This window comes from Pseudomonas allii (genome assembly GCF_055380095.1).
Window position 1 is genome coordinate 5,621,416 of record NZ_AP039450.1, and the last position, 25,030, is coordinate 5,646,445.

Genomic DNA, 25,030 nt, shown 5'->3' on the forward strand with positions numbered 1-25,030 from the left:
ACGTGGAACGCATCTACATCGGCATGGGCAGCAACCTGGCTGCCCCGGAGCAGCAATTGCGCAGCGCTATCGAAGCGCTGGCGCAATTGCCCGGCACCCACGTCGCCGGGGTCTCTACCTTCTATCAAAGTGACTCACTGCTCCCTGGCCAGCCGCGCTACACCAATGCGGTTGCGGCCCTGGACAGCAACCTAGCCCCACTTGAGCTGCTGGATGCACTGCAAGCCATCGAGAATGACCAGGGCCGCGAACGCCTTGAGCGTTGGGGCCCGCGCACGCTTGACTTGGACATCCTGCTGTTTGGCGATCGCCTGATCGATGCACCGCGCCTCAAGGTGCCGCACTACCAGATGCACCTGAGGGCTTTTGTGCTGTACCCGTTGGCCGAACTGGCGCCCGCCAGCCTGGCGTTACCCGATGGTCAAACCCTCCACGACCTGCTTGAAGCCTGCCCGTTTGTCGGTCTTGAACGCCTCACCGTTGCTGAATCGCGTCAGTAACAGCGGTAACACCGTCATCGTAACAATGCGGTAACACATCCAATTGACTTCCCGTGTCCTCCTCACGACTATAGGCGTCCCGCTGCCGCCAACCCGGCGCTGAAGGGCGCAATCCAGGCCTTATAAGCACTGCTCTCAAGACAGTGCGCCTGTATAAACGAAGACTCACGCGCGTTACTCGCTGTTTCCAAGCGCCTGAACGAGGACCCTTTTCATGCCAGACATTACCCTGACCACCTTGCAGAGCCTCAAGCTCAAAGGTGAAAAAATCACCATGCTGACCTGCTACGACGCCACGTTCGCCCACGCCAGTTGCCAGGCCGGGGTTGAAGTGCTGCTGGTGGGCGACTCCCTGGGCATGGTTCTTCAAGGGAATGACAGCACCCTGCCCGTCACCACCGATGAACTTGCGTACCACACCGCCAGCGTCAAGCGCGGTAACGATGGCGCCTTCATCATCGCCGACCTGCCGTTCATGGGTTACGCGACGCTCGAACAGACCTTCCAGAACGCCGGCAAGCTGATGCAAGCCGGTGCGCACATGATCAAAATTGAAGGCGCGGTGTGGCTTGCCGAGTCGATCCGCCTGCTCGCGGAGCGTGGCGTGCCGGTGTGTGCGCACATGGGCCTGACGCCGCAGTCGGTGAACATCCTCGGCGGCTACAAGGTACAGGGCCGCAATGAGGCCCAGGCACGCCAAATGCGGGCCGATGCCATCGCCTTGGAACAGGCCGGCGCGGCCATGATCCTGCTCGAATGCGTGCCGAGCGAACTGGCGGCAGAAATCACCCAGGCCGTGAAAGTGCCGGTGATCGGTATCGGCGCGGGTTCGGCCACCGATGGCCAGGTGCTGGTGGTGCACGACATGCTCGGCCTGTCGATCAGCGGCCGCGTGCCGAAGTTCGTGAAGAACTTCATGGCCGGCCAGACCAGCATCCATGACGCCTTGAGCGCTTACGTCGCCGAAGTCAAAGGCGTGACCTTCCCGGCCGCCGAACATGGGTTCTCTGCATGAACACCGTTAAAACCGTACGTGAACTGCGGGCTGCCGTGACGCATGCCCGCAGCGCCGGCAAGCGCATCGGCTTTGTGCCCACCATGGGCAACCTGCACAGCGGTCATGCCACCCTGGTGACCAAGGCCGCCCAGCAAGCGGATTTCGTGGTCGCCAGCATCTTCGTCAACCCACTGCAATTTGGCGCCGGCGAAGACCTGGACAAATACCCGCGCACCCTGGCCGCCGATCAGGAAAAGCTGCTGCAGGCCGGCTGCAACCTGCTGTTCGCGCCCACCGTCGAAGAAATGTACCCCGGTGGCATGACCGGCCAGACCCGCGTCAGCGTGCCACAACTGTCTGAAGGCCTGTGCGGCGCCAGCCGTCCCGGGCATTTCGAAGGCGTGGCGACGGTGGTCAGCAAGCTGTTCAACATGGTACAGCCGGATATGGCGGTGTTTGGCCAGAAGGATTACCAGCAACTGGCCGTGATCCGCGCCATGGTGCATGACCTGAACATGCCGATCCAGATCATCGGCGAGCCCACCGTGCGCGCCGACGACGGCCTGGCGCTGTCGTCGCGCAACGGCTACCTCAGCGACGAGCAACGCGCGATTGCGCCAGTGCTGTACCGCAGCCTCAGCCAGATCGGCGCTGCGATCAAGGCCGGTGACCGTGACTTCGCCAAGCTGCGCGCCGAACAGGTCCGCCAGATCGAAGCCGCCGGGCTGCGCCTGGACTACCTCGAAGTGCGCCAGGGCGTGCATTTGCGCCCGGCAGCGGCAGAAGATCGGGATATCGTGATCCTGGTGGCAGCCTATCTGGGGGCCACGCGTCTGATCGATAACCTGCACCTGACCCTCGACTGACCTCCCTCCAGTTGCCCTCATTGCTGCCTCAATAAAAAGTGCCGGTATAAAAAAGTACCGGCATGAGCGCAGACAAAGCCAAGACATATCGACACGCTAGGTTTAATGTAATCGCCCTGCGCTATGGTTAGCGCTGTCTGGAACCCATTGCTTGATCAAAGACTGGATGTTCCGGGCAAAAAAGTGTCCTAAAGGCAGTCCCCGTAATAAAAGGAAACCCGCAGCGATGGCGTACTACCGCACCCCTCATGACGTTACCGCTCTGCCCGCCTGGCAAGCGCTCAATCAACATCGCCAAGCCATGCAGGATTTCAGCATGCGCGAAGCGTTCAATGCCGATCCTCAGCGTTTCTCCCAGTTCACCTTGAGCAGCTGCGGACTTTTCCTCGATTACTCGAAAAACCTGATCACCGGCGAAACCCGTGACCTGCTGGTGAACCTCGCCAAAGAGGTCCACCTCAAGGACGCGATCGACGCGTTGTACAAAGGCGAACCGGTCAACTCGTCTGAAGGCCGCCCTGCGCTGCACACCGCCCTGCGCCGCCCGGTGGGTGACAAGTTGTCGGTGAACGGCGTGAACATCATGCCGGACGTGCACAAAGTGCTGAACCAGATCACTGACCTGGTCGGCCGCATCCACGACGGCCTGTGGCGTGGCTACACCGAAAAACCGATCACCGACGTGGTGAACATCGGTATCGGTGGCTCGTTCCTCGGCCCGGAGCTGGTCTCCGAAGCCCTGTTGTCCTACGCCCATAAAGGCGTGCGCTGCCATTACCTGGCGAACATCGACGGCAGCGAGTTCCACGAGCTGACCATGAAGCTGCGCGCCGAGACCACGCTGTTCATCGTCTCGTCGAAATCCTTCAACACCCTGGAAACCCTGAAAAACGCCCAGGCCGCCCGCGCCTGGTACCTGGCCCAGGGTGGCTCGGAAGCCGAGCTGTACCGCCACTTCATTGCCGTGTCGAGCAACAACGCGGCGGCCGTGGCCTTCGGTATCCGTGAAGAAAACATCTTCCCGATGTGGGACTGGGTCGGCGGCCGTTACTCACTGTGGTCGGCCATCGGCTTGCCGATTGCCCTGGCCATCGGCATGTCCAACTTCAAGGAACTGCTGTCCGGCGCCTACACCATGGACCAGCATTTCCAGAACGCCCCGTTCGAACAGAACATGCCGGTGCTGCTCGGCCTGCTGGGCGTGTGGTACGGCAACTTCTGGGGCGCGCAGAGCCACGCGATCCTGCCGTACGACCACTACCTGCGTAACATCACCAAACACTTGCAACAGTTGGACATGGAATCCAACGGCAAGAGCGTGCGCCAGGACGGTACGCCCGTCGCTACCGACACCGGTCCGGTGATCTGGGGCGGCGTGGGCTGCAACGGCCAGCACGCTTACCACCAGTTGCTGCACCAGGGGACCCAACTGATCCCGGCCGACTTCATTGTGCCGATCGTCAGCTTCAACCCGGTGTCCGACCACCATCAATGGCTGTACGCCAACTGCCTGTCCCAAAGCCAGGCACTGATGCTCGGCAAGACCCGCGCCGAAGCGGAAGCCGAGCTGCGCGACAAAGGTATCCCGGAAGACGAAGTGCAGAAGCTGGCACCGCACAAGGTGATCCCGGGCAACCGTCCGAGCAACACCATTGTGGTTGAACGCATCAGCCCGCGTCGCCTGGGCGCCCTGGTGGCCATGTATGAGCACAAGGTGTTCGTGCAAAGCGTGATCTGGGGTATCAACGCCTTCGACCAATGGGGTGTGGAGCTGGGCAAAGAGTTGGGCAAGGGCGTCTACAACCGCCTGACCGGCGCCGAAGAAACCTCGGCCGAGGATGCGTCGACCCAGGGCCTGATCAACTACTTCCGCGGTCGTCACCGCGGCTGATCCAGGTATTGCAGGGCCAACGTCCGTTTGGAGGTTGGCCTTGAACCCTCCCCCTGCTGGGTGCATCTTTATGACTTGTCGCGAAAACAAGAATAAGGATCGCTCATGTTCGATATCAGCACGTTCCCCACCGCCGATGCCGTCCGCCGGGCTGCGCAACTCAGTCAAGAGGACTATCAGCGCCTCTACCGCCAATCCATCGATCAGTCGGACACCTTCTGGGCTGAACAGGCCAAACGCTTTCTCGACTGGATAACCCCCTGGCACACCGTTCAACGCTCAGACATCCACACCGGCGCCGCCCAATGGTTTGCCGGTGGCCAGTTGAACGTCAGCTACAACTGCATCGACCGTCACCTGGCGCAACGCGCCGATCAGCCGGCCTTCATCTGGGAAGGCGATGATCCGACAAAATCGTCCAACATCACCTACCGCCAGTTGCACCAGAACGTCAGCCGCCTGGCCAATGTGCTGAAAAGCCGTGGGGTGAAGAAAGGCGACCGAGTGTGCATCTACATGCCGATGATCCCGGAGGCCGCCTATGCCATGCTCGCCTGCACGCGGATTGGCGCGGTGCACTCCGTGGTATTTGGTGGCTTCTCGCCGGATGCCCTGCGCGACCGTATTCTCGACGCCGACTGCCGCACGGTAATCACCGCAGACGAAGGCGTGCGCGGCGGCAAGCCGGTGGCGCTGAAGCAGAATGTCGACAAGGCCTTGGCCAGTTGCCCGAATGTGACTACGGTGCTGGTAGTGGAGCGCACTGGGGCGACCGTTAACTGGAGCGAAGGTCGCGACCTCAAGTATCAACAAGCCCTGGACGCCGCCAGCGACGACTGTCCGCCCGAGCCGATGGAAGCCGAAGACCCGCTGTTCATCCTCTACACCTCCGGCAGCACCGGCAAACCCAAGGGCGTGCTGCACACCACCGGCGGCTACCTGCTGCAAGCGGCGATGACCTTCAAGTACGTGCTCGATTACCGCGACGGCGAAGTGTTCTGGTGCACCGCCGACGTGGGCTGGGTCACCGGCCACAGTTACATCGTGTACGGCCCGCTGGCCAATGGCGCGACCTCGCTGATGTTCGAAGGCGTGCCGAGCTATCCGGACAGTTCACGCTTCTGGCAGGTAATCGACAAGCACCAGGTCAACATCTTCTACACCGCGCCCACCGCCCTGCGCGCGCTGATGCGCGAAGGCCACGGCCCGCTGGAGAACACCTCTCGCGCCAGCCTGCGCCTGTTGGGCAGTGTCGGCGAACCGATCAACCCGGAGGCCTGGGACTGGTACTTCAATGCCGTGGGCGAACAGCGCTGCCCGATTGTGGATACCTGGTGGCAGACCGAGACCGGCGGCATCATGCTCAGCCCACTGGTCAGCGCCCAGCGAATCAAGCCCGGTTGCGCGACCCAACCAATGTTTGGCGTACAGCCGGTACTGCTCGATGAACACGGCAAGGAATTCAGCGGCGCCGGCAGTGGCGTGCTGGCGATCAAAGCCAGCTGGCCGGGGCAGATCCGCAGTGTGTACGGCGATCCGCAGCGCATGGTCGACACCTACTTCAAACCCTACCCCGGCTACTATTTCACCGGTGATGGCGCACGCCGCGATGAAGACGGCGACTACTGGATCACCGGGCGCATCGACGATGTGATCAACGTGTCCGGCCATCGCATCGGCACTGCCGAGGTGGAAAGCGCCCTGGTACTGCACGACCAGGTGGCCGAGGCCGCCGTGGTGGGCTACCCCCATGATGTCAAAGGCCAGGGCATCTATGCCTTTGTCACCCCCATGAATGGCGTGGAACCCAGCGATGCGTTAAAAAAACATCTGCTGGAGCTGGTCAGTAAAGAAATTGGCAGCTTCGCCAAGCCGGAACTGATCCAATGGGCCCCGGCCTTGCCGAAAACCCGTTCCGGCAAAATCATGCGCAGGATCTTGCGCAAGATTGCCTGCAACGAACTGGACAGCCTGGGTGACACCTCGACCCTGGCCGATCCGAGCGTGGTGGACGGCTTGATCGACAAGCGCCTGAACCGATAGGAAACCCTTGAGTCGCCATGGAATTTATCCGCAGCCGTATCGAAACCCAGCTGATGAGCCTGACCGGCCTATCGCTGGGCCAACTGGACCTGGAAAACCCCAAGGGCGACCCCGGCCTGTTCGGGCCCGACTCGGTGAGTTGGCAAGTGCATGGCGACTTCAGCAGCATGCTCATCGGCGGCATCAGCGCCTTGATGCTGCAAGCCTTGCACCCGCTGGCACTGGCGGGCGTATGGGACCATTCAAACTTTCGCCAGGACATGCTCGGGCGCTTGCGGCGTACCTCGCAGTTCATTTCGGGTACGACGTTCGGCTCGCGAAAAGACGCCGACTGGCTGATCGAAAAAGTCCGCACCATTCACCTGCAGGTGGTCGGCCACGCGCCGGACGGTCGACCCTATGCGGCCAGCGACCCGGAATTGCTGACCTGGGTGCATGTGGCGGAGGTCAGTAACTTCCTGGCCGCCCACTTGCGTTACCGCAACCCGCACCTGTCCGGTCGCGACCAGGACCGGTACTACAGTGAAATTGCCTTGGTCGCTGAGCAACTGGGTGCGCGGCATGTTCCGCGCTCTCGGCAGGAAGTTTCGGATTATCTGGTACGCATCCGCCCGCAACTGCTGTGCGACGATCGCAGCCGTGAAGTATTGCGCTTACTGTTGAACGCCCCCTCCCCCAGCCTGCTGGCCAAGCCATTTGGTAGCTTGATGATGCGCGCGGGGATCGACCTGCTGCCGGATTGGGCCAGCGCGATGCTGGATCAGCACCAGAGCCCGCTGCAACGCCAGATGATCCGTGCCGGCGTCAAGCGCAGTGCGCCGATGCTGCGCTGGGCGATGCGCAATGGTTCGGTGCAACGCGCCCATCGCCGGATGGGGTTGATGTAGGTGACGGCGCATAGCTGTTAAACTTCGCGCCCTCAATTTCCCAGCAAGGCGCGCTCCATGTCTTCCCTGAATCAGGCGCTGCGCGCCGCCCTCGATCATCGCCAAGACCTGATCAGCGAACTGCATGCACAGGGCACCGACTGTTACCGGCTGTTCCATGGCAGCCAGGAAGGCGCCGGCGGCCTGACCATCGACCGCTACGGTCCGCAATTGCTGGTGCAGAGTTTCCACCAATCCCTGGAAACCACCGACCTGCTGGACCTGCATCAACAGGTCAATCAGTACATGGGCCTGGAGTTGTTGCTGGTGTACAACGATCGCTCACGGGGCAATTCGCGCATTGACCGCGAAGACACGGTCTACCGTGCCGACCCCGCCGCACTGGAAGACCTGGTTGGCCATGAGTGGGGGCTCAGTTACCGCGTACGTGGGCGGCATGCCGGGCAGGACCCGCTGCTGTTCCTCGACCTGCGTAACACCCGCGGCTGGGTCAAGGCCCACAGCGCCGGCAAAAGCGTGCTCAACCTGTTCGCCTACACCTGTGGCGTGGGCCTGAGCGCCGCCGCCGGTGGCGCCCGCGAGGTGTGCAACCTGGACTTCGCCGAGGGCAACCTGGCGGTGGGTCGCGAAAACGGCTTGCTGAACCCGCAATTGCCGAGCATGCAGTTCGTACAGTCCGACTACTTCCCGGCGATTCGCCAATTGGCGGGCCTGCCGATCACCCAGCGTCGTGGGCAAAAGCTGCCGAGTTATCCGCGCCTGGAGCAACGTCAATACGACCTGGTGCTGCTGGACCCGCCGGCCTGGGCCAAGAGCGCGTTCGGCACCGTCGACCTGCTGCGCGACTACCAGAGCCTGCTCAAGCCTGCACTACTGGCTACTGCCGACAATGGCGTGCTGATCTGCTGCAACAACCTGGCGAAAGTCAGCATGGAGGATTGGCGCGAACAGGTACTGCGCTGCGCGGAAAAAGCCGGGCGCCCGGCGCGTGACTGGCAAATCATGACGCCTGGAGCGGACTTCCCATCCCAGGATCAGCAACCTCCCCTGAAAACCCTGATACTTCAGCTGTAAGACGTTTCTCAAAGGCCCTTGCTCTTCGGAACCGAAAACCCGTGCCATACTCCAAGGCACTCCTGTTTGACATAGATGGCGCCGCCCCATGCCCAAAGGATTGATTCGCGCCGCTGGCGCCTTGTTGACTGCCCTTGCCCTGTACAGCTTGCTGGGCTTTTTGATTCTCCCCGGCATCGCCCTTCGCATCGCCAACCAGCAACTGGCCAATTACGCCACGGTGCCGGCGCGGATCGAGCGAATCGAGCTCAACCCGTTCAGCCTGGAACTGACCCTGTGGGGCCTGAAGATCGGTGAGCCCGGCAAGGAACAGGTCGGGTTCGAACGCCTCTACGCCAACCTGCAGATCGACAGCCTCTGGACCCGCGCCCTGCACCTGGCCGATGTACAACTGGACAAGCCCAAGACCGAATTGCTGTTCGACAAGTCCGGCCAACTCAACCTGGCGCAGTTGTTCAAGCTGCCGCCCAGCGAGCCAACACCGGCCAATCCCGATGCCAAACCGTTCCCTTTGCGTATCGACAGCATCAAGCTGGCCGGTGGTTATGTGCACTTCGAGGACTTGCGCCCCAGCGAGCCCATCGAATTCCTCTACGACACACTCGACTTCGAGCTGAAGAACCTCAGCACCCTGCCCGAAGACAACGCCGACATGACCCTGGTCGCAGCCGGCCCGGCAGGTGGGCAGATCGACTGGAAAGGCAATTTCAGCCTGGTGCCGATCACCTCCGAAGGTACGTTGAAAGTCACCAACGGCAAGATGAAAGCCTGGTGGCCCTATGTACGTGACGCACTGCCGCTGGTGCTTGAAGACGGTGTACTCAACTTCAGCACCGAGTACAAATTCAGTCTGGCCAAAGAGACCGAGCTGAACCTGACCAACACCGCCGCCAGCATCGCGCCCTTTGCCATCAAGGCACCGGACGGCCGCCCATTGGTGCGCCTGGAGCGCCTGGACGTCAGCGAGACCACGGTGGACCTGGCCAAGCAGCACGTGGTGGTCGGCAAGATCCGCAGCAATAAACTGGAAACCTGGGCGGCCCTTGAGGCCGACGGGCAACTGGACTGGCAGAAACTGTTCGCCAGCCAGCCAAGCAAACCGGCCAAGGCGCCCGAGCCGAAAAACGCCCCCGCCACCGCCGACTCGCCAAAAGCCGAACCCGCCGCGCCCAGCAAACCCTGGCAAGTGCTGCTCAAGGACGTGCAACTGCGTAACTATCAGGTGCACCTGGCTGACCGTCAGGCCAAGCCGGCGGTAGCGCTGGAACTCGGCCCGCTGAACGTCGACCTGCAGAACTTCGACAGCCTCAACCAGAGCCCGTTTACCTTGAAGGTCGACTCCGGCGTAGGCAAGCAAGGCAAGCTCCAAGCATCCGGCGAGGTCAACCTCAACCCGGTCAGTGCCAGGCTGAAAGTGAATACCCAGGACATCGACCTGCGGGTGGCCCAGTCCTACATCAGCCCGTTCATCCGCCTGGAGCTGCGCAGCGGCATGCTCGGCAGCAATCTGGATGTGAACCTGAAAAGCACCGATCCTTTGAAGTTGCAGGTCACCGGACGGGCGCAGGTCGATCAATTACACACGTTGGACACCCTCAAGACCCGTGACTTCCTCAAATGGCAGCGCCTGGTGCTCGAAGGCGTGAACTACCAGCACGGCGACAGCCTGTCGATCGACAAGGTCAACCTGCTGCAGCCGTATGCGCGCTTCATGATCAACGACGACCGCACCACCAACGTTGATGACCTGCTGATTCCGCAAGCGCCCGACAAAGGTCCCAAGCCCGCCAGCAAGGACAAGCCCTTGGGCATTCGCATCGGGCAGATTGCGATCAATGACGGCTCGGCCAATTTTGCCGACTTCAGCCTCACACCCAACTTCGCCACCGCGATTCAACAGCTCAACGGGCAGATCGGCACCATCGACAGTCGCCAGGCCAAACCGGCCAGCGTCGATATCAAGGGCAAGGTTGATCGCTATGCACCGGTGACCATCAAGGGCAGCGTGAACCCGTTCGATCCGATGGCGGCTCTGGACATTGCGACCAGCTTCAAACGTGTCGAACTGACCACCCTGACGCCTTATTCCGGCAAGTTCGCCGGCTTCCGTATCCGCAAGGGCCGCCTGAACCTCGACCTGCACTACGTCATCACCAAGGGCCAGTTGAAGGCCGAGAACAAAGTGGTGGTTGAGCAGCTGCAACTGGGTGAGAAAGTCGACAGCGCCGATGCCGTGGACTTGCCGATTCGCCTGGCCGTCGCTTTGCTCAAGGACAGTGACGGCAAGATCTCGATCGAACTGCCGGTCACCGGTGACTTGAACAACCCGCAATTCAGTGTGATGCCGATCGTCTGGCAGACCCTGCGCAACCTCGTGGTGCGCGCAGCGACGGCGCCCTTCAAGTTTATCGGTGGGCTGGTGACGGGCGGCGGCTCGGAAGACCTCGGCAATGTGTCGTTCGCCGCAGGTTCAAGCGAATTGAACAAGGATGCGGAAGGCGCCCTGAACACGTTGGCTAAAGCACTTAAGGAACGCCCAACCCTGCGCCTGGAAATCGAAGGCACAGCGGCGGCCAGCAGCGATGGGCCATTCCTTGCCGCCCAGCGACTGGAGCGTGAATACCAGTACAACTACTACAAGATTCTTCAGCGTCGTGGCGACAAAGTACCTGCCCAGGCCTCGTTGCTTGTCGTACCCGAGAAGGAAAAAGCGCCATTGCTGGAAGGCATCTACCGCACCCGCCTGAAACAACAACCGCCGGCCGAATGGAAGGACCTGAGCAGCGATGACCGCAGCGCGAAGCTTCGCGACGGCGTGATCAAGTTCTGGAGTGGCAGCGACGTGCTGCTACGCCAACTTGGCCAGGACCGTGCCAGCACCATCAAGGACTACCTCGTGGACAAAGGCCAGTTGGAAGATGACCGGGTGTACTTCATCGACGCCAACCTGGGCCAGGCTGAGAAAGATGGTCGGGTGGTCACGCCAATGCATCTGGATGCAGAGTAACGCCTGAGCAACACTATCCAAATGTGAGAGCGGGCTTGCTCGCGAAAGCGGAGTGTCAGTCACCGGATGCATTGGCTGATCTACCGCATTCGCGGGCAAGCCCGCTCCCACACTTTATTTTCATCTGCCCTTCACATGTATCCAACCCACAATAGAACCCCACAATAGAACAGGCCCCGACATAAATGCCGGGGCCTGTAATGACCACATCCGTGTGGTCGGTCGCATGAACCTCGCAGGTGCATTGAGTGGATATCTAACTCACGCGCCGCCGCCGCCTAGTTCAGACGAACTGTTGAGCGTTACTCTGCTTTCAGGCCATCGGCCGATACAGCTTTAACGCCTTTGATTTTCTTGGTGATGTTCACCGCGGTAGTTTTCTGAGCTTCAGTAACCGGTGCGGTCGAAGACAGAGACACTACGCCTTTGTTGGTTTCGACTTTGATGTCGGTACCAGGAATGCCTTTCTCGGTAACCAGGTCAGCTTTTACTTTGGTGGTGATCCAAGTGTCCGAAGTGGACTCCTTGGCGTCAGCCGCTGCGCCTTTGGTTTTGTCGATGTTGTCAGCCTTGGTAGCGCCGCCAGCCATCAGGCCGTCAGCAGAAACAGCAGTTACACCTTTGATCTTCTTGGTGATGGCTACAGCAGTAGCTTTTTGCGAATCGGAGATCGCAACGGTCGAGGACAGGGAAACCACGCCTTTGTTGGTTTCTACCTTGATGTCCGAACCAGGAATGCCTTTTTCGGTCAGCAGGTCAGCTTTGACTTTGGTGGTGATCCAAGTGTCCGAAGTGGTTTCTTTAGCCTTGGTGACTTCACCGGCGGCCAAGGTCATTGGAGCTTGGGAAGTCTGGGCAAAGGCCACGTTAGCACCCATGGCCAGGGTCAGAGCGGTAGCAGTAGCGAGAGCGAACTTCTTCATACGAGTAACTCCTGTTTTATTGAAAGTCTGCAGTGTGTGAACCTTGATGCTGCAGCGTTAACAGGGTTATTGCAGGCAGTGTGCCAAGTCGGCAATAGAAATTAAATCCTTTATAAACAATGACTTATAAAAAACATAAAAATCCGGATTCGTGCAACTTGCATGATGCCGTCTGGGCCTGCATGCAAGTTGCGGCTTTTGCTTTGCATTAACCGCCTGATTTTTAGGTATTTTCCTGCTCCCATAAAAAAGGACTCCGAAGAGTCCTCTTTTTCAGCGTGAAGCTTGGGGGTGATTAAACGCCCGAAGCCTTGGCTGCTGCTACGTCCTTGATGGACAGCTTGATACGGCCGCGGTTGTCCACGTCCAGTACCAGCACTTCCACTTCCTGGCCTTCCTTCAGAATGTCGGTGACTTTCTCAACGCGAGCGTCGCTCAGCATGGAGATGTGCACCAGACCGTCTTTGCCCGGCAGGATGTTCACGAATGCGCCAAAGTCGACGATGCGCTCAACCTTACCGACGTAGATCTTGCCGATCTCGGCCTCGGCAGTAATGCCCAGGACGCGCTGACGTGCTGCTTCAGCCGCTTCCTTGGTTTCACCGAAGATCTTGATCGAGCCGTCGTCTTCGATATCGATCGAAGCCTTGGTCTCTTCACAGATCGCACGGATGGTCGCGCCGCCTTTACCGATAACATCACGGATTTTGTCGGTGTCGATTTTCATCGCGATCATGGTCGGAGCATTTTCCGACAGTTCGGTGCGGGACTGACCAATGATCTGGTTCATCTGGCCGAGGATGTTCAGGCGCGCTTCCAGGGCTTGGCCCAGGGCGATTTCCATGATCTCTTCGGTGATGCCCTTGATCTTGATGTCCATCTGCAGCGCGGTCACACCTTTGGCGGTACCGGCTACCTTGAAGTCCATGTCACCCAGGTGGTCTTCGTCGCCCAGGATGTCGGTCAGGATGGCGAACTTCTCGCCTTCTTTAACCAGACCCATGGCGATACCGGCAACCGGCGCCTTCATCGGTACACCAGCATCCATCAGTGCCAGGGACGCACCGCAAACGGAAGCCATGGAGCTGGAACCGTTGGATTCGGTGATTTCCGATACGACACGGATGGTGTACGGGAACACGTCAGCGGCAGGCAGCATGGCCTGAACCGAACGGCGCGCCAGACGGCCGTGACCGATTTCGCGACGACCAGCGCCCCCCATACGACCACACTCGCCCACCGAGAACGGAGGGAAGTTGTAGTGCAGCATGAACGGGTCTTTTTTCTCGCCTTCCAGGGTATCCAGCAGCTGTGCGTCACGGGCAGTACCCAGGGTAGCGACTACCAGAGCCTGAGTTTCACCACGGGTGAACAGGGCCGAACCGTGAGTCTTCGGCAGAACGCCGACTTCGATGTTCAGCGGACGAACGGTGCGAGTGTCACGACCGTCGATACGTGGCTTGCCGTTAACGATGTTTTCGCGAACGGTGCGGTATTCGATTTCGCCGAAAGCCGCTTTGACGTCGCTGGAGGAAGGCTGGCCTTCTTCACCGGACAGCTTGGCCACAACCTGGTCCTTCAACTCGCCCAGGCGAGCGTAACGGTCGGCCTTGACAGTGATGGTGTAGGCGTCGGAGATGGCAGCGCCGAACTCGGAGCGGATAGTGCTCAGCAGCTCGGTGGCTTCAGCCTGTGGAGCCCAGGCCCAAGTTGGTTTGGCAGCTTCGGCAGCGAGTTCTTTAACCGCGTTGATCACGGACTGGAACTCGTCGTGAGCAAACAGTACAGCGCCCAGCATCTGGTCTTCGGTCAGCTCTTTGGCTTCCGATTCAACCATCAGCACGGCTTCCGAAGTACCGGCAACGACCATGTCCAGGCTCGATGCTTTCAGTTGCTCGTAAGTCGGGTTCAGCAGGTAGCCGGTGCTTTCGTGGAATGCAACGCGGGCGGCGCCGATCGGGCCATCGAAAGGAATACCGGAGATAGCCAGGGCAGCCGAGGTACCGATCATCGCAGCGATGTCCGGATCGGTCTTCTTGCTGGTGGAAACGACGGTGCAGACAACCTGCACTTCGTTCATGAAGCCTTCTGGGAACAGCGGACGGATCGGACGGTCGATCAGTCGGGAAGTCAGGGTTTCTTTCTCGGAAGGACGGCCTTCGCGCTTGAAGAAACCGCCAGGGATCTTACCGGCAGCGTAAGTTTTTTCCTGGTAGTGAACGGACAGAGGGAAGAAGCCTTTGCTCGGGTCAGCGGTCTTGGCGCCAACAACGGTCACCAGTACGGTAACGTCGTCATCAACGGTAACCAGCACTGCGCCGGAGGCTTGACGGGCAATACGGCCTGTCTCGAGGGTAACGGTCGACTGACCGAACTGGAATTTTTTGATAACCGGGTTCACGGTGTCCTACCTTCTTTGTGGCTCTTGGGGAACTTGTCTTCTTGCGAAATTCTTGGGCAATGCCGGGAATCGGCCCGACGCTCGTCCAGGGTAAAACGTGTATCCAGATAAAACTTGAGGCTGGGAGCCTGCCATGGGCCAGCGGGAATCCCACTGGCACACGGCAGACAACCAACCTCTAGCGCAATCGCTTATTAGCGACGCAGACCCAGGCGACCGATCAGAGTCTGATAACGACCCAGATCCTTGCCTTTCAGGTAGTCCAGCAGCTTACGGCGCTGGTTTACCATGCGGATCAGACCACGACGGGAGTGGTGGTCTTTACCGTTGGCCTTGAAGTGACCTTGCAGCTTGTTGATGTTGTGGGTCAGCAGTGCAACTTGCACTTCTGGCGAACCAGTGTCACCAACAGCTTGCTGATAGTCAGCAACGATTTGTGCTTTTTCTTGAACGTCGAGAGCCATGAGGCAATCCTTTTTTCAGGAAACCACCCAAAGGGCAGTTTCAACAGGCCAGGGACAAATCCCTGTATCTAAAAATGAGTGTTGACCGTGCCTGTTAACAGCCACACTCGTTCGGTCATTCTGACCGAATCAGTCGACGGGGCGCTATACGCCCGTCTTCGCTCACTTCACCGATACCGATAAAGCGACCGTTATGATCCTGTACCCGCACCATGCCGAACTTCGGGGCATCCGGAGCGCGTACCGGCTGGCCGTTTAGCCAGTAGAACGCGCTGTGCTCCGAGAAGTGCAGCAATGGCCAATCGAGCAAACCGCTGTCCGATGGCATCAGGAAGCGATCAACGGCTTCATTGCCGCCTTCGGCATGCACCGCTTCCAACTCTTCCAGCGTGACCGTCTGGGCCAGGCTGAAAGGACCGGCCTGGGTGCGCCGCAGTTCTGCAACGTACGCGCCGCAACCGAGCTTTTCACCGATATCTTCCACCAGGGTACGGATATAGGTGCCTTTGCTGCAGTCCACGGCCAACCGGGCGGTGTCGCCTTCACAGGCGAGCAATTCCAAGCGCGCAATAGTAACAGAACGCGGTTCGCGCTCCACTACTTCGCCCGCACGTGCCAACTTGTAAAGAGGCTGGCCATCACGCTTGAGCGCCGAGTACATCGGCGGTATCTGACTGATTTCCCCACGAAAAGCGGGTAAAGCAGCTTCGATATCAGCACGACCAACGGTCACGTCGCGAACCTGCAAAACGTCACCTTCGGCGTCGGCCGTGGTGGTGGTCTTGCCCAGTTGCATCAGGGTTTCATAACCCTTGTCGGAATCGAGCAGGTATTGGGAGAACTTGGTGGCCTCGCCAAAGCACAGCGGCAACACGCCGGTGGCTAGTGGATCGAGGCTGCCGGTGTGCCCGGCCTTTTCGGCATTGAGCAGCCAGCGGACCTTCTGCAACGCGGCATTGGAGGTAAAGCCAATGGGTTTGTCGAGCAGAATGATGCCGCTGACGTTGCGACGGATACGTTTGACCTGAGCCACCGCTTACTCCTTGGCGTCTTCAGGTGTGGACGGATGCTGGCTGTCTTCCGCCACGGCGCGCTCGATCAGGGCCGACAGGTGTGCGCCCCGCACGACGCTTTCGTCGTAGTGGAAGTGCAGCTGGGGCACGCTGCGCAGCTTCATTTCACGGGCCAACTGCATGCGTAGGAAACCTGCAGCCGAGTTGAGCACCTTGATGCTTTGCGCGATTTCTTCGCTGTTGTCCTGCCCCATCACGGTGATGAAGATCTTGGCGTGACCCACGTCACGACTCACTTCAACGGCGGTGATGGTGACCAGGCCAACGCGTGGATCTTTGACTTCGCGACGGATCAGTTGGGCCAGCTCGCGCTGCATCTGATCGCCGATACGCTGGGTACGGCTGTATTCTTTTGCCATGTCTTGTTACCTGTTACTGCCACACGGTGAAACCCGTGGGGTCTGAAAGCGGCAAACGCCCGGCCTGACAAAAGCCAGACCGGGCGTTGCGTTTAGAGTCCGTACGCTGCGCGGGGCATTTGCATGCCCACGCGCTGCGTGGCTCCTGAAGTGCGCGAGTTAGAGGCTGCGAGCAACCTGAACCTTCTCGTAGACTTCGATCTTGTCGCCAGCCTTGACGTCGTTGTAGCTCTTGACGCCGATACCGCATTCCATGCCGGCACGTACTTCAGAAGCGTCATCCTTGAAGCGGCGCAGGGATTCCAGCTCGCCTTCGAAGATAACGATGTCTTCACGCAGTACACGGATTGGACGGTTACGGTACACGGTGCCTTCAACCACCATGCAGCCGGCGATCGCGCCGAATTTCGGCGAGCGGAACACGTCACGTACTTCGGCGATACCCAGGATGTTCTCCCGGACGTCGCTGCCAAGCATGCCGGTGAGGGCTTTCTTGACGTCTTCGATGATGTCGTAGATGACGTTGTAGTAACGCATGTCCAGGCCTTCCTGCTCGACGATCTTGCGAGCGCCGGCATCGGCACGCACGTTGAAGCCGAACAGTACAGCGTTGGAAGCCAGTGCCAGGTTGGCGTCGGACTCGGTGATACCACCGACACCGCCACCGACAACGCGCACTTGCACTTCGTCGTTACCCAGGCCGTTCAAGGCGCCGTTCAACGCTTCGAGTGAACCACGTACGTCAGATTTGAGGACGATGTTAAGCGTCTTCTTCTCTTCCTGGCCCATGTTCTCGAAGATGTTTTCCAGCTTGCCGGCGTGAGCACGGGCCAGCTTGACTTCACGGAACTTGCCTTGACGGAACAGAGCCACTTCACGGGCTTTCTTCTCGTCGGCAACCACGCTCATTTCGTCGCCAGCGTCCGGAGTACCGTCCAGGCCGAGGATCTCGACCGGGATAGCAGGACCTGCTTCCTTGATTGGCTTGCCGTTCTCGTCGAGCATGGCACGTACACGGCCATAGTTCGAACCGACCAGCACCATGTCGCCTTGGCGCAGGGTACCGTCTTGAACCAGAACGGTCGCAACCGGGCCACGGCCCTTGTCGAGACGGGACTCGACCACAACACCACGGCCAGGAGCCGATGGCGTAGCAGTCAGTTCCAGAACTTCGGCTTGCAACAGAACAGCTTCGAGCAGTTCGTCAACACCGGTACCCATCTTCGCGGAAACCGGTACGAATGGAGTGTCACCACCCCACTCTTCGGACGTCACGCCGTGAACCGACAGTTCGCTACGGATGCGATCGAGATCGGCGCCCGGCTTATCGATTTTGTTCACAGCGACTACCAGCGGAACGCCAGCTGCCTTGGCATGCTGAACGGCTTCGATGGTTTGTGGCATCACGCCGTCGTCGGCTGCAACCACCAGGATCACGATGTCGGTCGCCTTGGCACCACGGGCACGCATTGCGGTAAACGCAGCGTGACCAGGGGTATCGAGGAACGTCACCATGCCACGGTCAGTTTCAACGTGGTACGCGCCGATGTGCTGGGTGATACCGCCGGCTTCGCCTGCGGCTACCTTGGCACGACGGATATAGTCGAGCAGGGAGGTTTTACCGTGGTCAACATGGCCCATTACGGTCACAACCGGTGCACGGGAAACCGCCTCACCTTCAAACTTCAGGGACTCGGCCAGGGAATCTTCCAGGGCGGTGTCGCTGACCAGGGTCACTTTGTGGCCCAACTCTTCAGCAACAAGCTGGGCAGTTTCCTGATCCAGTACCTGGTTGATGGTGGCCGGAGTACCCAGCTTGAACATGAACTTGATGATTTCAGCAGCCTTGACCGACATCTGCTGGGCCAGATCGCCCACAGTGATGGTCTCGCCGATCTTCACTTCACGCACGACAGGGCCGGTTGGGCTCTGGAAACCGTGGGCGTTGCGTTTCTTCAGCTTGGCCTTGCCGCGACCACCACGACGGAAGCCATCGCTTTCTTCGTCGGTAGTACGTGGGGCAACGCGTGGAGCAGGCGCTTTCTCTTTGACCGAGGCACGATGCGGAGCGTTTTTGCGCTCGCCATCGCCACCACCACCGCGACGATTGTTATCGTCGGCACGTGGTTTGTCCGGACGACGAGGTTCGTCGCGCTTGCGAGCGTCAGCAGCCGGTGCTGGTGCTGCGGCAACCGGAGCGGCCTCACGCACAGCTTCAACTGGCGCGCTAGGCGCAGCGACCGCTTCAGAGGCAGCAGGTTGCGCAGCAGCAGGCTGGCGACGCGCTTCTTCTTCGGCGCGACGCTTGGCTTCTTCTTCAGCCTTCTGACGAGCAGCATTTTCTACTGCGCGACGTTCTTCCAGTTCGCGTTTGCGCTCGGCTTCGATTTCTTCCGGGCTGCGCTGTACGAAGACTTTCTTCTTGCGTACTTCAACGCTGATGCTCTTGCTACCAGCAACACGCAGGGTGCTGGTGGTTTTGCGCTGCAATGTAATCTTGCGCGGTTCTTCCACTTTCGCCTTGTGGCTGCTCTTCAAGTGAGTCAGCAAAGACTGCTTCTCACTATCGCTCACACCTTCATCGGCGGCGGTGTGCGGCAGACCTGCCTCACGCATCTGCTGCAACAGGCGCTCTACCGGTGTTTTGACCTCATCGGCCAGTTGTTTCACCGTGACTTGCGTCATGCACTTCTCTCCTCAGGCCGCGCCTAGTTACTCGAACCAATGGGCTCGGGCGGCCATGATCAACTTGCCGGCACGATCATCGTCAATGCCGTCGATGTCGAGCAGATCGTCAATAGACTGCTCGGCCAGGTCTTCGCGGGTAATTACGCCGCGCACCGCCAGTTCCATCGCCAAATCCTTGTCCATACCCTCAAGCGAGAGCAGGTCTTCGGCCGGATGGGCGTCTGCCAGCTTTTCCTCAGTAGCGATGGCTTTAGTCAACAAACGATCCTTGGCCCGAGCGCGAAGCTCGTTGACGGTGTCTTCGTCAAAGCCGTCGATGTTGAGCATTTCTTCCAACGGTACGTAGGCAATCTCTTCCAGGCTGGTGAAGCCTTCATCTACCAGCACCTGCGCCAGGTCTTCATCGACTTCCAACTCTTCGATGAAGTTGCGCAGGATGTCACCGGTTTCAGCTTGCTGCTTAGCCTGGATGTCCGATTCGGTCATCACGTTCAGGGTCCAACCGGTCAGTTGGCTGGCCAGACGCACGTTCTGACCACCACGACCAATGGCCTGAGCCAGATTGTCTGCGCCAACGGCGATGTCCATTGCATGGGCATCCTCGTCAACGATAATTGCCGCCACTTCAGCCGGCGACATGGCGTTGATCACGAACTGCGCCGGGTTATCGTCCCACAGGACGATGTCCACACGCTCGCCACCCAACTCGCCCGAAACCGCCTGGACGCGCGAACCGCGCATACCAATGCAAGCACCTTGCGGGTCGATGCGTTTGTCCTTGGAGCGGACCGCGATCTTGGCACGCGAACCCGGGTCGCGGGACGCAGCCATGACTTCGATCAGGCCTTCGGCGATTTCCGGGACTTCGATACGGAACAGCTCGATCAGCATTTCCGGCGCGGTACGCGACAGGATCAACTGAGGGCCGCGGTTCTCGGTGCGGATTTCCTTGAGCAGCGCACGCAGACGCACGCCAACACGGAAGGTTTCGCGGGAAATGATGTCTTCGCGAGCCAGCAACGCTTCGGCGTTGTTGCCCAGGTCGACGATCACATTATCGCGGGTGACTTTTTTCACGGTGCCGGAGATGATTTCACCCAGGCGCTCGCGATAGGCGTCAACGACTTGAGCGCGCTCGGCTTCGCGAACCTTCTGCACAATGACCTGTTTGGCGGTCTGTGCAGCGATACGGCCGAATTCGATCGATTCGATCTTTTCTTCGACGACATCACCGACCTTGGCGCCAGGATGCGTTTGCGCAACCTTGCTTGGCCAGGTTTCGATGGCCGGATCATCAAGATCGGCTTCTTCGACGACCGTCCAGCGACGGAAAGTCTCATAGGCACCGGTGTGGCGGTTGATTTCCACACGCAGATCAACTTCGTCTTCAAAACGCTTTTTGGTAGCAGTGGCCAGGGCCAGCTCCAACGCTTCAAAAATCACGTTTGCCGGTACGCCCTTTTCATTGGATACCGACTCAACAACCAGCAGTACTTCTTTGCTCATCGTACGCCTCGCCTTTCGCAAGCCATTGGATCCGCGGGATCCGCGTCTCAGTCAAAACTGGGAATAATGTTGGCCTTGTCGATCATATCGATCGGCAACAGGAACTCATGGTCTTCTACCTGCACCACGACATCCTGTTCTTCTACACCGCGCAGAAGGCCCTGAAAGTTGCGTCGCCCTTCAAAGGGAGAGCGCAGCTTGATCTTCACTTGTTCACCGGCAAATTTTGCAAACTGATCAATAGTGAACAGTGGGCGTTCCATGCCTGGCGAGGAAACTTCGAGGGTGTATTCAACGGAGATCGGATCTTCAACATCCAGCACACCGCTGATCTGACGGCTGACAATGGCACAATCGTCCACCAGCACGCCGCCCTCTTTATCGATATAAACGCGCAACATTGAGTGGCGACCTTGAGCCGAAAACTCAATACCCCAGCATTCATAGCCTAGGGCCACGACCACCGGGGCCAACAAGGCCTGCAACTCTTCTAGCTTGCTCGACACCTGAACCCCCTCGTGCATGTATGTGCATGCTGTGCAAAATAAAAAAATGGGCGAAACGCCCATCCTTGAAACGCCGTCGAACAGCGGCGTTGAAAGTGTCCAGCTAACAAAAAGCCCCTTAAAAGGGGCTCCGCTAAAACTGGTTGCGGGGGCCGGATTTGAACCGACGACCTTCGGGTTATGAGCCCGACGAGCTACCAGACTGCTCCACCCCGCGACAAAGCTGGGGCGGAAGTATACGACCGATCCCTTACAGGGTCAATGTAACCTTCCACCTACAAGAAAGCCCGCAACAGCGGGCTCTCCTGATAATTGGTACCGAGAAGGGGACTCGAACCCCTACACCCTATGGGCACAACCACCTCAAGGTTGCGTGTCTACCAATTCCACCACCTCGGCAATACAGCGTTTACAACCCTTCTTACTTCTGCTCTTGAGCTGGAGGTACGTCAGTCGCTGGAGTAGCCGACTTTTGCTCTTGAAGCACCGGGACATCATCAGAAGCCGGTTTTGCTTTTGGCACTTCCAACACTGCTGGGTTTGGGAGACCTACTTGAGTCAGCACATGAGCTTTCTCTTTAGCAAAGTAACCTAACCCCAAGCTGGTTATGAAGAAACCGGCGGCAAGTATAGCAGTAAACTTACTAAGAAAGGTAGAGGAACCTTGGCTTCCGAACACAGTATTTGAAGCACCTGCACCGAAAGACGCACCAGCATCCGCACCTTTACCCTGTTGCAGCAAAACCAGAGCAACTACGCTCAGAGCAGCCAACAGATGAAAAACGACTACGACTGTTTCCAGCATTTTTTCAGTTTCCCGCGGCGCGACAGATCGCACCGAACTCATCTGCATTCAGGGAAGCTCCACCAATGAGCCCCCCATCGATATCCGGCATGCCGAACAGTTCGACCGCATTGGCCGCCTTCACGCTGCCGCCGTATAGAAGCCGCACACCTTGCGCGACTTCAGAATTCTCTGCCGCCAACTGCGCGCGGATGGCTGCGTGCACATCCTGCGCCTGTTGCGGTGTAGCAGTCAGCCCGGTGCCAATGGCCCAGACCGGCTCGTAAGCAATTACTGCCTTTGCAAACGCACCAACACCCAGCTCCTCGATGATGCTGCCTAGCTGACGCGAGACAACTTCAAGAGTCTTGCCCGATTCGCGCTGCTCCAGGGTCTCCCCTATGCACAACACCGGAATCAAGCCACAAGCCTGTGCCGCTGCGAACTTGCGATTGAGTGTCCCGTCACGCTCGCCCATCATCTGACGGCGCTCGGAGTGCCCGACAAGCACATAGGAACAACCCGCATCGACCAACTGACTCGGCGCAATTTCACCGGTCAACGCACCTTGCATGGCTTCCACCGCAGAATTCTGCGCGCCGACCTGGATCGACTTGCCCTTCAAGCCATCAACCACTTGGGTGATATGCAAGCAAGGCGGGAAAACCGCGACATCAACACCGCTCGGCAAGGCCAAGTGACGAAGGCCATTGATCAGCTCAGCGACACTGGCGCGGGTACCGTGCATCTTCCAGTTACCAGCTACCATAGTGCGACGCATGCTGTACCTCGTCGGTCAAAGTGGGCGCAGATGTTACCCAACCACATCATCACTGGCAAGCCGAATTCAGGCGCAAACTTCAGTTACCAGTTTTGCCAGGTCTTCGGCATGGCCGCGAACCTGTATTTCGTCATCACCTTCGACCATGACACGCACCAATGGCTCTGTGCCGGACTTGCGCAACAGCACACGGCCACGCCCCGCCATTGCCAGAGTTACACGCTCGCACGCCTCTTTGACAGCCGGATGCTCGATAGGATTTTCACCGCCCGCAAAACGCACGTTCAGCAATACTTGCGGACACTTGCGCATAGCTTGGCGCGCCTGGGCCAGGCTCTCTTCGCGACGCTTCATGGCCATAAGCACCTGGAGCGCAGCAATGATCGCATCGCCTGTCGTGGTGTGCTGAAAGCAGACTACGTGTCCGGAATTCTCGCCACCCACCTGCCAGTTGCGCTCAAGCAGTTCCGCGATCACATAGCGGTCACCGACATTGGCACGCACGAACGGAATACCCAGATCCGCCAGGGCCAGTTCAAGCCCCAGGTTACTCATCAGCGTACCGACGACACCGCCCTGCAGCTTGTTACGCTCATGCAGGTCGCGAGCAATGATGAACAGCAGGTCATCACCATCAACAATGGCGCCCGTGTGGTCCACCATCAGCACACGATCACCGTCACCATCGAAGGCAATACCCAAGTCGGCATGCTCGGCAAGGACGGCCGCCTGTAACTGCTCCATGTGCGTGGAGCCGCAGTTCTCATTGATGTTCAACCCATTAGGCTGGGCCGACAACACCGTCACGTCCGCACCCAACTCTTTAAATACGCTTGGCGCCACCTTATAGGTCGCACCATGAGCGCAATCGACCACAATCTTCAGTCCAGCAAAATTGGTGCTGCTTGGCACACTGCTTTTGCAGAATTCAATGTATCGGCCGGATGCGTCATTGATACGCGACACCTTGCCAAGCTTGCTGGACTCGACCACCGTCATCGGCGCATCCAGGAGCTCTTCGATCATCAGCTCGATCTCGTCCGGCAGCTTGGTGCCCTGGCCCGAGAAGAACTTGATGCCGTTGTCATCATGAGGGTTATGCGAGGCACTGATCACGATACCGGCTTCAGCGTGAAAGGTACGCGTCAGGTAAGCGATAGCCGGCGTCGGCATCGGCCCCAGCAGCATCACATCGGCACCTGCGGCAGACAGCCCCGCCTCCAACGCCGACTCGAACATATACCCCGAAATACGAGTGTCCTTGCCCACCAGGATGCGGCACGCGCCCATGCTGCGGAACGCCATACCTGCCGCCCAACCAAGCTTGAGCATGAAATCAGGAGTAATCGGAAACTCGCCGACCCGACCGCGAATACCGTCGGTGCCAAAATATTTTTTTGTCATAAGTGCTCCATCATTCTTATTCGGCTGATTCAACCGCGGCCATCATACGCACCACATCCATCGTCTCGGCAACATCATGCACCCGCAAGATACGCGCACCCTTGGTGACTGCAAGCGCTGCCAGCGCAAGACCGCCGTACAGCCTCGCGCCCACCGGCCGATTCAGCGCCAGCCCTATCATGCTCTTGCGCGAAACGCCGACCAGAAGAGGCCGACCAAGGGCATGCAAGGACTCCATATGCTTGAACAGGCTTAGATTGTGCTGCAGGGTCTTGGCGAAGCCGAAGCCGGGATCGAGGACGATCTTTTCTGCAGCAATCCCGACAGCAGCGCATTGTGCAACCCGCTTGGCGAGAAACCCACTCACCTCACCAACAAGATCATCGTAGTGAGGGTTGTCCTGCATATTGCCGGGCTCACCCAGCATATGCATCAGGCAAACCGGCAAACCGGTGGCTGCTGCCGCATCAAGCGCACCGTCACGTTGTAGGGAGCGGACATCGTTAATCATTCCCGCCCCCAGGCGCGCAGTTTCGCGTATCACCGCCGGGGTTGATGTATCAACAGAGATGATCACATCCAGCTCACGCGCAATACGCTCAACTATCGGCGCGACCCTCTCCAACTCCTCCAAGGGAGAAACCACGCGAGCGCCAGGCCGAGTCGACTCACCACCTACATCAATCAGGGTAGCCCCCGCCACTACCATCGCCTCAGCGTGACGCAATGCAGCATCAAGCTGGCTGAAGCGGCCACCATCGGAAAAGGAGTCGGGGGTTACATTAAGAATGCCCATGACATGCGTATGGGCCAAATCAAGAACCCGGTTGCCGCAAGACAACCGGGTGGAGGACAACACAGAAGTCATTTCAAACC

Annotated in this window: 20 protein-coding genes and 2 tRNA genes; 8 read left to right on the forward strand and 14 right to left on the reverse strand. The window is 59.0% G+C overall.

What is annotated here, in order from left to right:
- The first annotated feature begins 2 nt into the window (after positions 1 to 2).
- The 8 genes from folK (at position 3) to ACZ445_RS25815 (ending at position 11,265) form a co-directional block, all read left to right on the forward strand.
- Complete coding sequence (gene folK, locus ACZ445_RS25780; protein WP_464707723.1) at positions 3 to 500, forward strand: 2-amino-4-hydroxy-6-hydroxymethyldihydropteridine diphosphokinase; 498 nt, start codon at positions 3 to 5, stop codon at positions 498 to 500.
- Positions 501 to 714: 214 nt separating this feature from the next.
- On the forward strand, positions 715 to 1,515 hold the full coding sequence (panB, locus tag ACZ445_RS25785) for a 3-methyl-2-oxobutanoate hydroxymethyltransferase (RefSeq protein WP_464707725.1): 801 nt from the start codon (positions 715 to 717) through the stop codon (positions 1,513 to 1,515).
- Positions 1,512 to 2,363 carry a pantoate--beta-alanine ligase gene (panC, locus tag ACZ445_RS25790; RefSeq protein WP_058427641.1) on the forward strand — a complete coding sequence of 284 codons (852 nt, stop codon included), beginning with the start codon at positions 1,512 to 1,514 and terminating at the stop codon, positions 2,361 to 2,363. The genes panB and panC overlap by 4 nt, the downstream gene beginning before the upstream one ends.
- Positions 2,364 to 2,589: 226 nt before the next feature.
- Positions 2,590 to 4,254, forward strand: coding sequence for a glucose-6-phosphate isomerase (pgi, locus tag ACZ445_RS25795; protein ID WP_058427642.1), 1,665 nt, complete (start codon positions 2,590 to 2,592; stop codon positions 4,252 to 4,254).
- Positions 4,255 to 4,359: 105 nt separating this feature from the next.
- Positions 4,360 to 6,297, forward strand: coding sequence for an acetate--CoA ligase (gene acs / locus ACZ445_RS25800; protein WP_464707726.1), 1,938 nt, complete (start codon positions 4,360 to 4,362; stop codon positions 6,295 to 6,297).
- A gap of 17 nt (positions 6,298 to 6,314) precedes the next feature.
- A complete protein-coding gene (locus ACZ445_RS25805; RefSeq protein ID WP_179028507.1) occupies positions 6,315 to 7,184 on the forward strand; it encodes an oxygenase MpaB family protein in 870 nt (289 codons plus the stop codon).
- A gap of 57 nt (positions 7,185 to 7,241) precedes the next feature.
- Complete coding sequence (locus ACZ445_RS25810) at positions 7,242 to 8,258, forward strand: class I SAM-dependent rRNA methyltransferase (protein ID WP_058427645.1); 1,017 nt, start codon at positions 7,242 to 7,244, stop codon at positions 8,256 to 8,258.
- An 88-nt stretch (positions 8,259 to 8,346) separates the two neighbouring features.
- Positions 8,347 to 11,265: a DUF748 domain-containing protein gene (locus ACZ445_RS25815; RefSeq protein WP_179028506.1), complete on the forward strand. Its 2,919-nt coding sequence runs from the start codon at positions 8,347 to 8,349 to the stop codon at positions 11,263 to 11,265.
- A gap of 302 nt (positions 11,266 to 11,567) precedes the next feature.
- On the opposite strand, the gene ACZ445_RS25820 is transcribed toward ACZ445_RS25815, so the two are convergent.
- The 14 genes from ACZ445_RS25820 to folP all read right to left on the reverse strand — a co-directional run bounded on the left by ACZ445_RS25820 (position 11,568) and on the right by folP (position 25,022).
- Positions 11,568 to 12,188, reverse strand: a complete 621-nt coding sequence (locus ACZ445_RS25820; protein ID WP_058427647.1) for a BON domain-containing protein — start codon at positions 12,186 to 12,188, stop codon at positions 11,568 to 11,570.
- Positions 12,189 to 12,483: 295 nt separating this feature from the next.
- On the reverse strand, positions 12,484 to 14,589 hold the full coding sequence (gene pnp / locus ACZ445_RS25825; RefSeq protein WP_179028925.1) for a polyribonucleotide nucleotidyltransferase: 2,106 nt from the start codon (positions 14,587 to 14,589) through the stop codon (positions 12,484 to 12,486).
- A gap of 194 nt (positions 14,590 to 14,783) precedes the next feature.
- The gene (rpsO, locus tag ACZ445_RS25830; protein WP_003177875.1) at positions 14,784 to 15,053 is read right to left on the reverse strand and encodes a 30S ribosomal protein S15; all 270 of its coding nucleotides are present in this window, start codon (positions 15,051 to 15,053) and stop codon (positions 14,784 to 14,786) included.
- Between the two features lie 115 nt (positions 15,054 to 15,168).
- The gene (gene truB, locus ACZ445_RS25835) at positions 15,169 to 16,086 is read right to left on the reverse strand and encodes a tRNA pseudouridine(55) synthase TruB (protein WP_034117853.1); all 918 of its coding nucleotides are present in this window, start codon (positions 16,084 to 16,086) and stop codon (positions 15,169 to 15,171) included.
- A 3-nt stretch (positions 16,087 to 16,089) separates the two neighbouring features.
- Positions 16,090 to 16,485, reverse strand: coding sequence for a 30S ribosome-binding factor RbfA (gene rbfA, locus ACZ445_RS25840; protein WP_003176137.1), 396 nt, complete (start codon positions 16,483 to 16,485; stop codon positions 16,090 to 16,092).
- Between the two features lie 159 nt (positions 16,486 to 16,644).
- Positions 16,645 to 19,170 carry a translation initiation factor IF-2 gene (gene infB, locus ACZ445_RS25845; protein ID WP_058427649.1) on the reverse strand — a complete coding sequence of 842 codons (2,526 nt, stop codon included), beginning with the start codon at positions 19,168 to 19,170 and terminating at the stop codon, positions 16,645 to 16,647.
- A 27-nt stretch (positions 19,171 to 19,197) separates the two neighbouring features.
- Positions 19,198 to 20,679: a transcription termination factor NusA gene (gene nusA, locus ACZ445_RS25850; protein ID WP_010206599.1), complete on the reverse strand. Its 1,482-nt coding sequence runs from the start codon at positions 20,677 to 20,679 to the stop codon at positions 19,198 to 19,200.
- Positions 20,680 to 20,726: 47 nt separating this feature from the next.
- Positions 20,727 to 21,185 carry a ribosome maturation factor RimP gene (rimP, locus tag ACZ445_RS25855; protein ID WP_003235029.1) on the reverse strand — a complete coding sequence of 153 codons (459 nt, stop codon included), beginning with the start codon at positions 21,183 to 21,185 and terminating at the stop codon, positions 20,727 to 20,729.
- 140 nt (positions 21,186 to 21,325) lie between these two features.
- Positions 21,326 to 21,402 (reverse strand) — tRNA-Met (locus ACZ445_RS25860).
- A 96-nt stretch (positions 21,403 to 21,498) separates the two neighbouring features.
- A tRNA-Leu gene (locus ACZ445_RS25865) sits at positions 21,499 to 21,584 on the reverse strand.
- Between the two features lie 22 nt (positions 21,585 to 21,606).
- Positions 21,607 to 21,990 (reverse strand): preprotein translocase subunit SecG, encoded by a 384-nt coding sequence (gene secG, locus ACZ445_RS25870; RefSeq protein ID WP_003194191.1) that lies wholly within the window; start codon positions 21,988 to 21,990, stop codon positions 21,607 to 21,609.
- A gap of 4 nt (positions 21,991 to 21,994) precedes the next feature.
- Positions 21,995 to 22,750: a triose-phosphate isomerase gene (gene tpiA / locus ACZ445_RS25875; RefSeq protein WP_058427650.1), complete on the reverse strand. Its 756-nt coding sequence runs from the start codon at positions 22,748 to 22,750 to the stop codon at positions 21,995 to 21,997.
- A 66-nt stretch (positions 22,751 to 22,816) separates the two neighbouring features.
- Positions 22,817 to 24,154: a phosphoglucosamine mutase gene (gene glmM / locus ACZ445_RS25880; protein ID WP_058427651.1), complete on the reverse strand. Its 1,338-nt coding sequence runs from the start codon at positions 24,152 to 24,154 to the stop codon at positions 22,817 to 22,819.
- A 16-nt stretch (positions 24,155 to 24,170) separates the two neighbouring features.
- Positions 24,171 to 25,022, reverse strand: coding sequence for a dihydropteroate synthase (gene folP, locus ACZ445_RS25885; protein WP_464707728.1), 852 nt, complete (start codon positions 25,020 to 25,022; stop codon positions 24,171 to 24,173).
- Between the last annotated feature and the right edge of the window lie 8 nt (positions 25,023 to 25,030).

Bases quoted from the DNA above. Each gene is read 5' to 3' on its own strand.
- panC (WP_058427641.1), top strand. From the start codon at position 1,512: ATGAACACCGTTAAAACCGTACGTGAACTGCGGGCTGCCGTGACGCAT.
- acs (WP_464707726.1), top strand. From the start codon at position 4,360: ATGTTCGATATCAGCACGTTCCCCACCGCCGATGCCGTCCGCCGGGCT.
- ACZ445_RS25820 (WP_058427647.1), bottom strand. From the start codon at position 12,188: ATGAAGAAGTTCGCTCTCGCTACTGCTACCGCTCTGACCCTGGCCATG.
- panB (WP_464707725.1), top strand. From the start codon at position 715: ATGCCAGACATTACCCTGACCACCTTGCAGAGCCTCAAGCTCAAAGGT.
- glmM (WP_058427651.1), bottom strand. From the start codon at position 24,154: ATGACAAAAAAATATTTTGGCACCGACGGTATTCGCGGTCGGGTCGGC.
- infB (WP_058427649.1), bottom strand. From the start codon at position 19,170: ATGACGCAAGTCACGGTGAAACAACTGGCCGATGAGGTCAAAACACCG.
- rpsO (WP_003177875.1), bottom strand. From the start codon at position 15,053: ATGGCTCTCGACGTTCAAGAAAAAGCACAAATCGTTGCTGACTATCAG.
- ACZ445_RS25805 (WP_179028507.1), top strand. From the start codon at position 6,315: ATGGAATTTATCCGCAGCCGTATCGAAACCCAGCTGATGAGCCTGACC.
- ACZ445_RS25815 (WP_179028506.1), top strand. From the start codon at position 8,347: ATGCCCAAAGGATTGATTCGCGCCGCTGGCGCCTTGTTGACTGCCCTT.
- rbfA (WP_003176137.1), bottom strand. From the start codon at position 16,485: ATGGCAAAAGAATACAGCCGTACCCAGCGTATCGGCGATCAGATGCAG.
- folP (WP_464707728.1), bottom strand. From the start codon at position 25,022: ATGACTTCTGTGTTGTCCTCCACCCGGTTGTCTTGCGGCAACCGGGTT.
- pgi (WP_058427642.1), top strand. From the start codon at position 2,590: ATGGCGTACTACCGCACCCCTCATGACGTTACCGCTCTGCCCGCCTGG.
- nusA (WP_010206599.1), bottom strand. From the start codon at position 20,679: ATGAGCAAAGAAGTACTGCTGGTTGTTGAGTCGGTATCCAATGAAAAG.
- ACZ445_RS25810 (WP_058427645.1), top strand. From the start codon at position 7,242: ATGTCTTCCCTGAATCAGGCGCTGCGCGCCGCCCTCGATCATCGCCAA.
- secG (WP_003194191.1), bottom strand. From the start codon at position 21,990: ATGCTGGAAACAGTCGTAGTCGTTTTTCATCTGTTGGCTGCTCTGAGC.
- tpiA (WP_058427650.1), bottom strand. From the start codon at position 22,750: ATGCGTCGCACTATGGTAGCTGGTAACTGGAAGATGCACGGTACCCGC.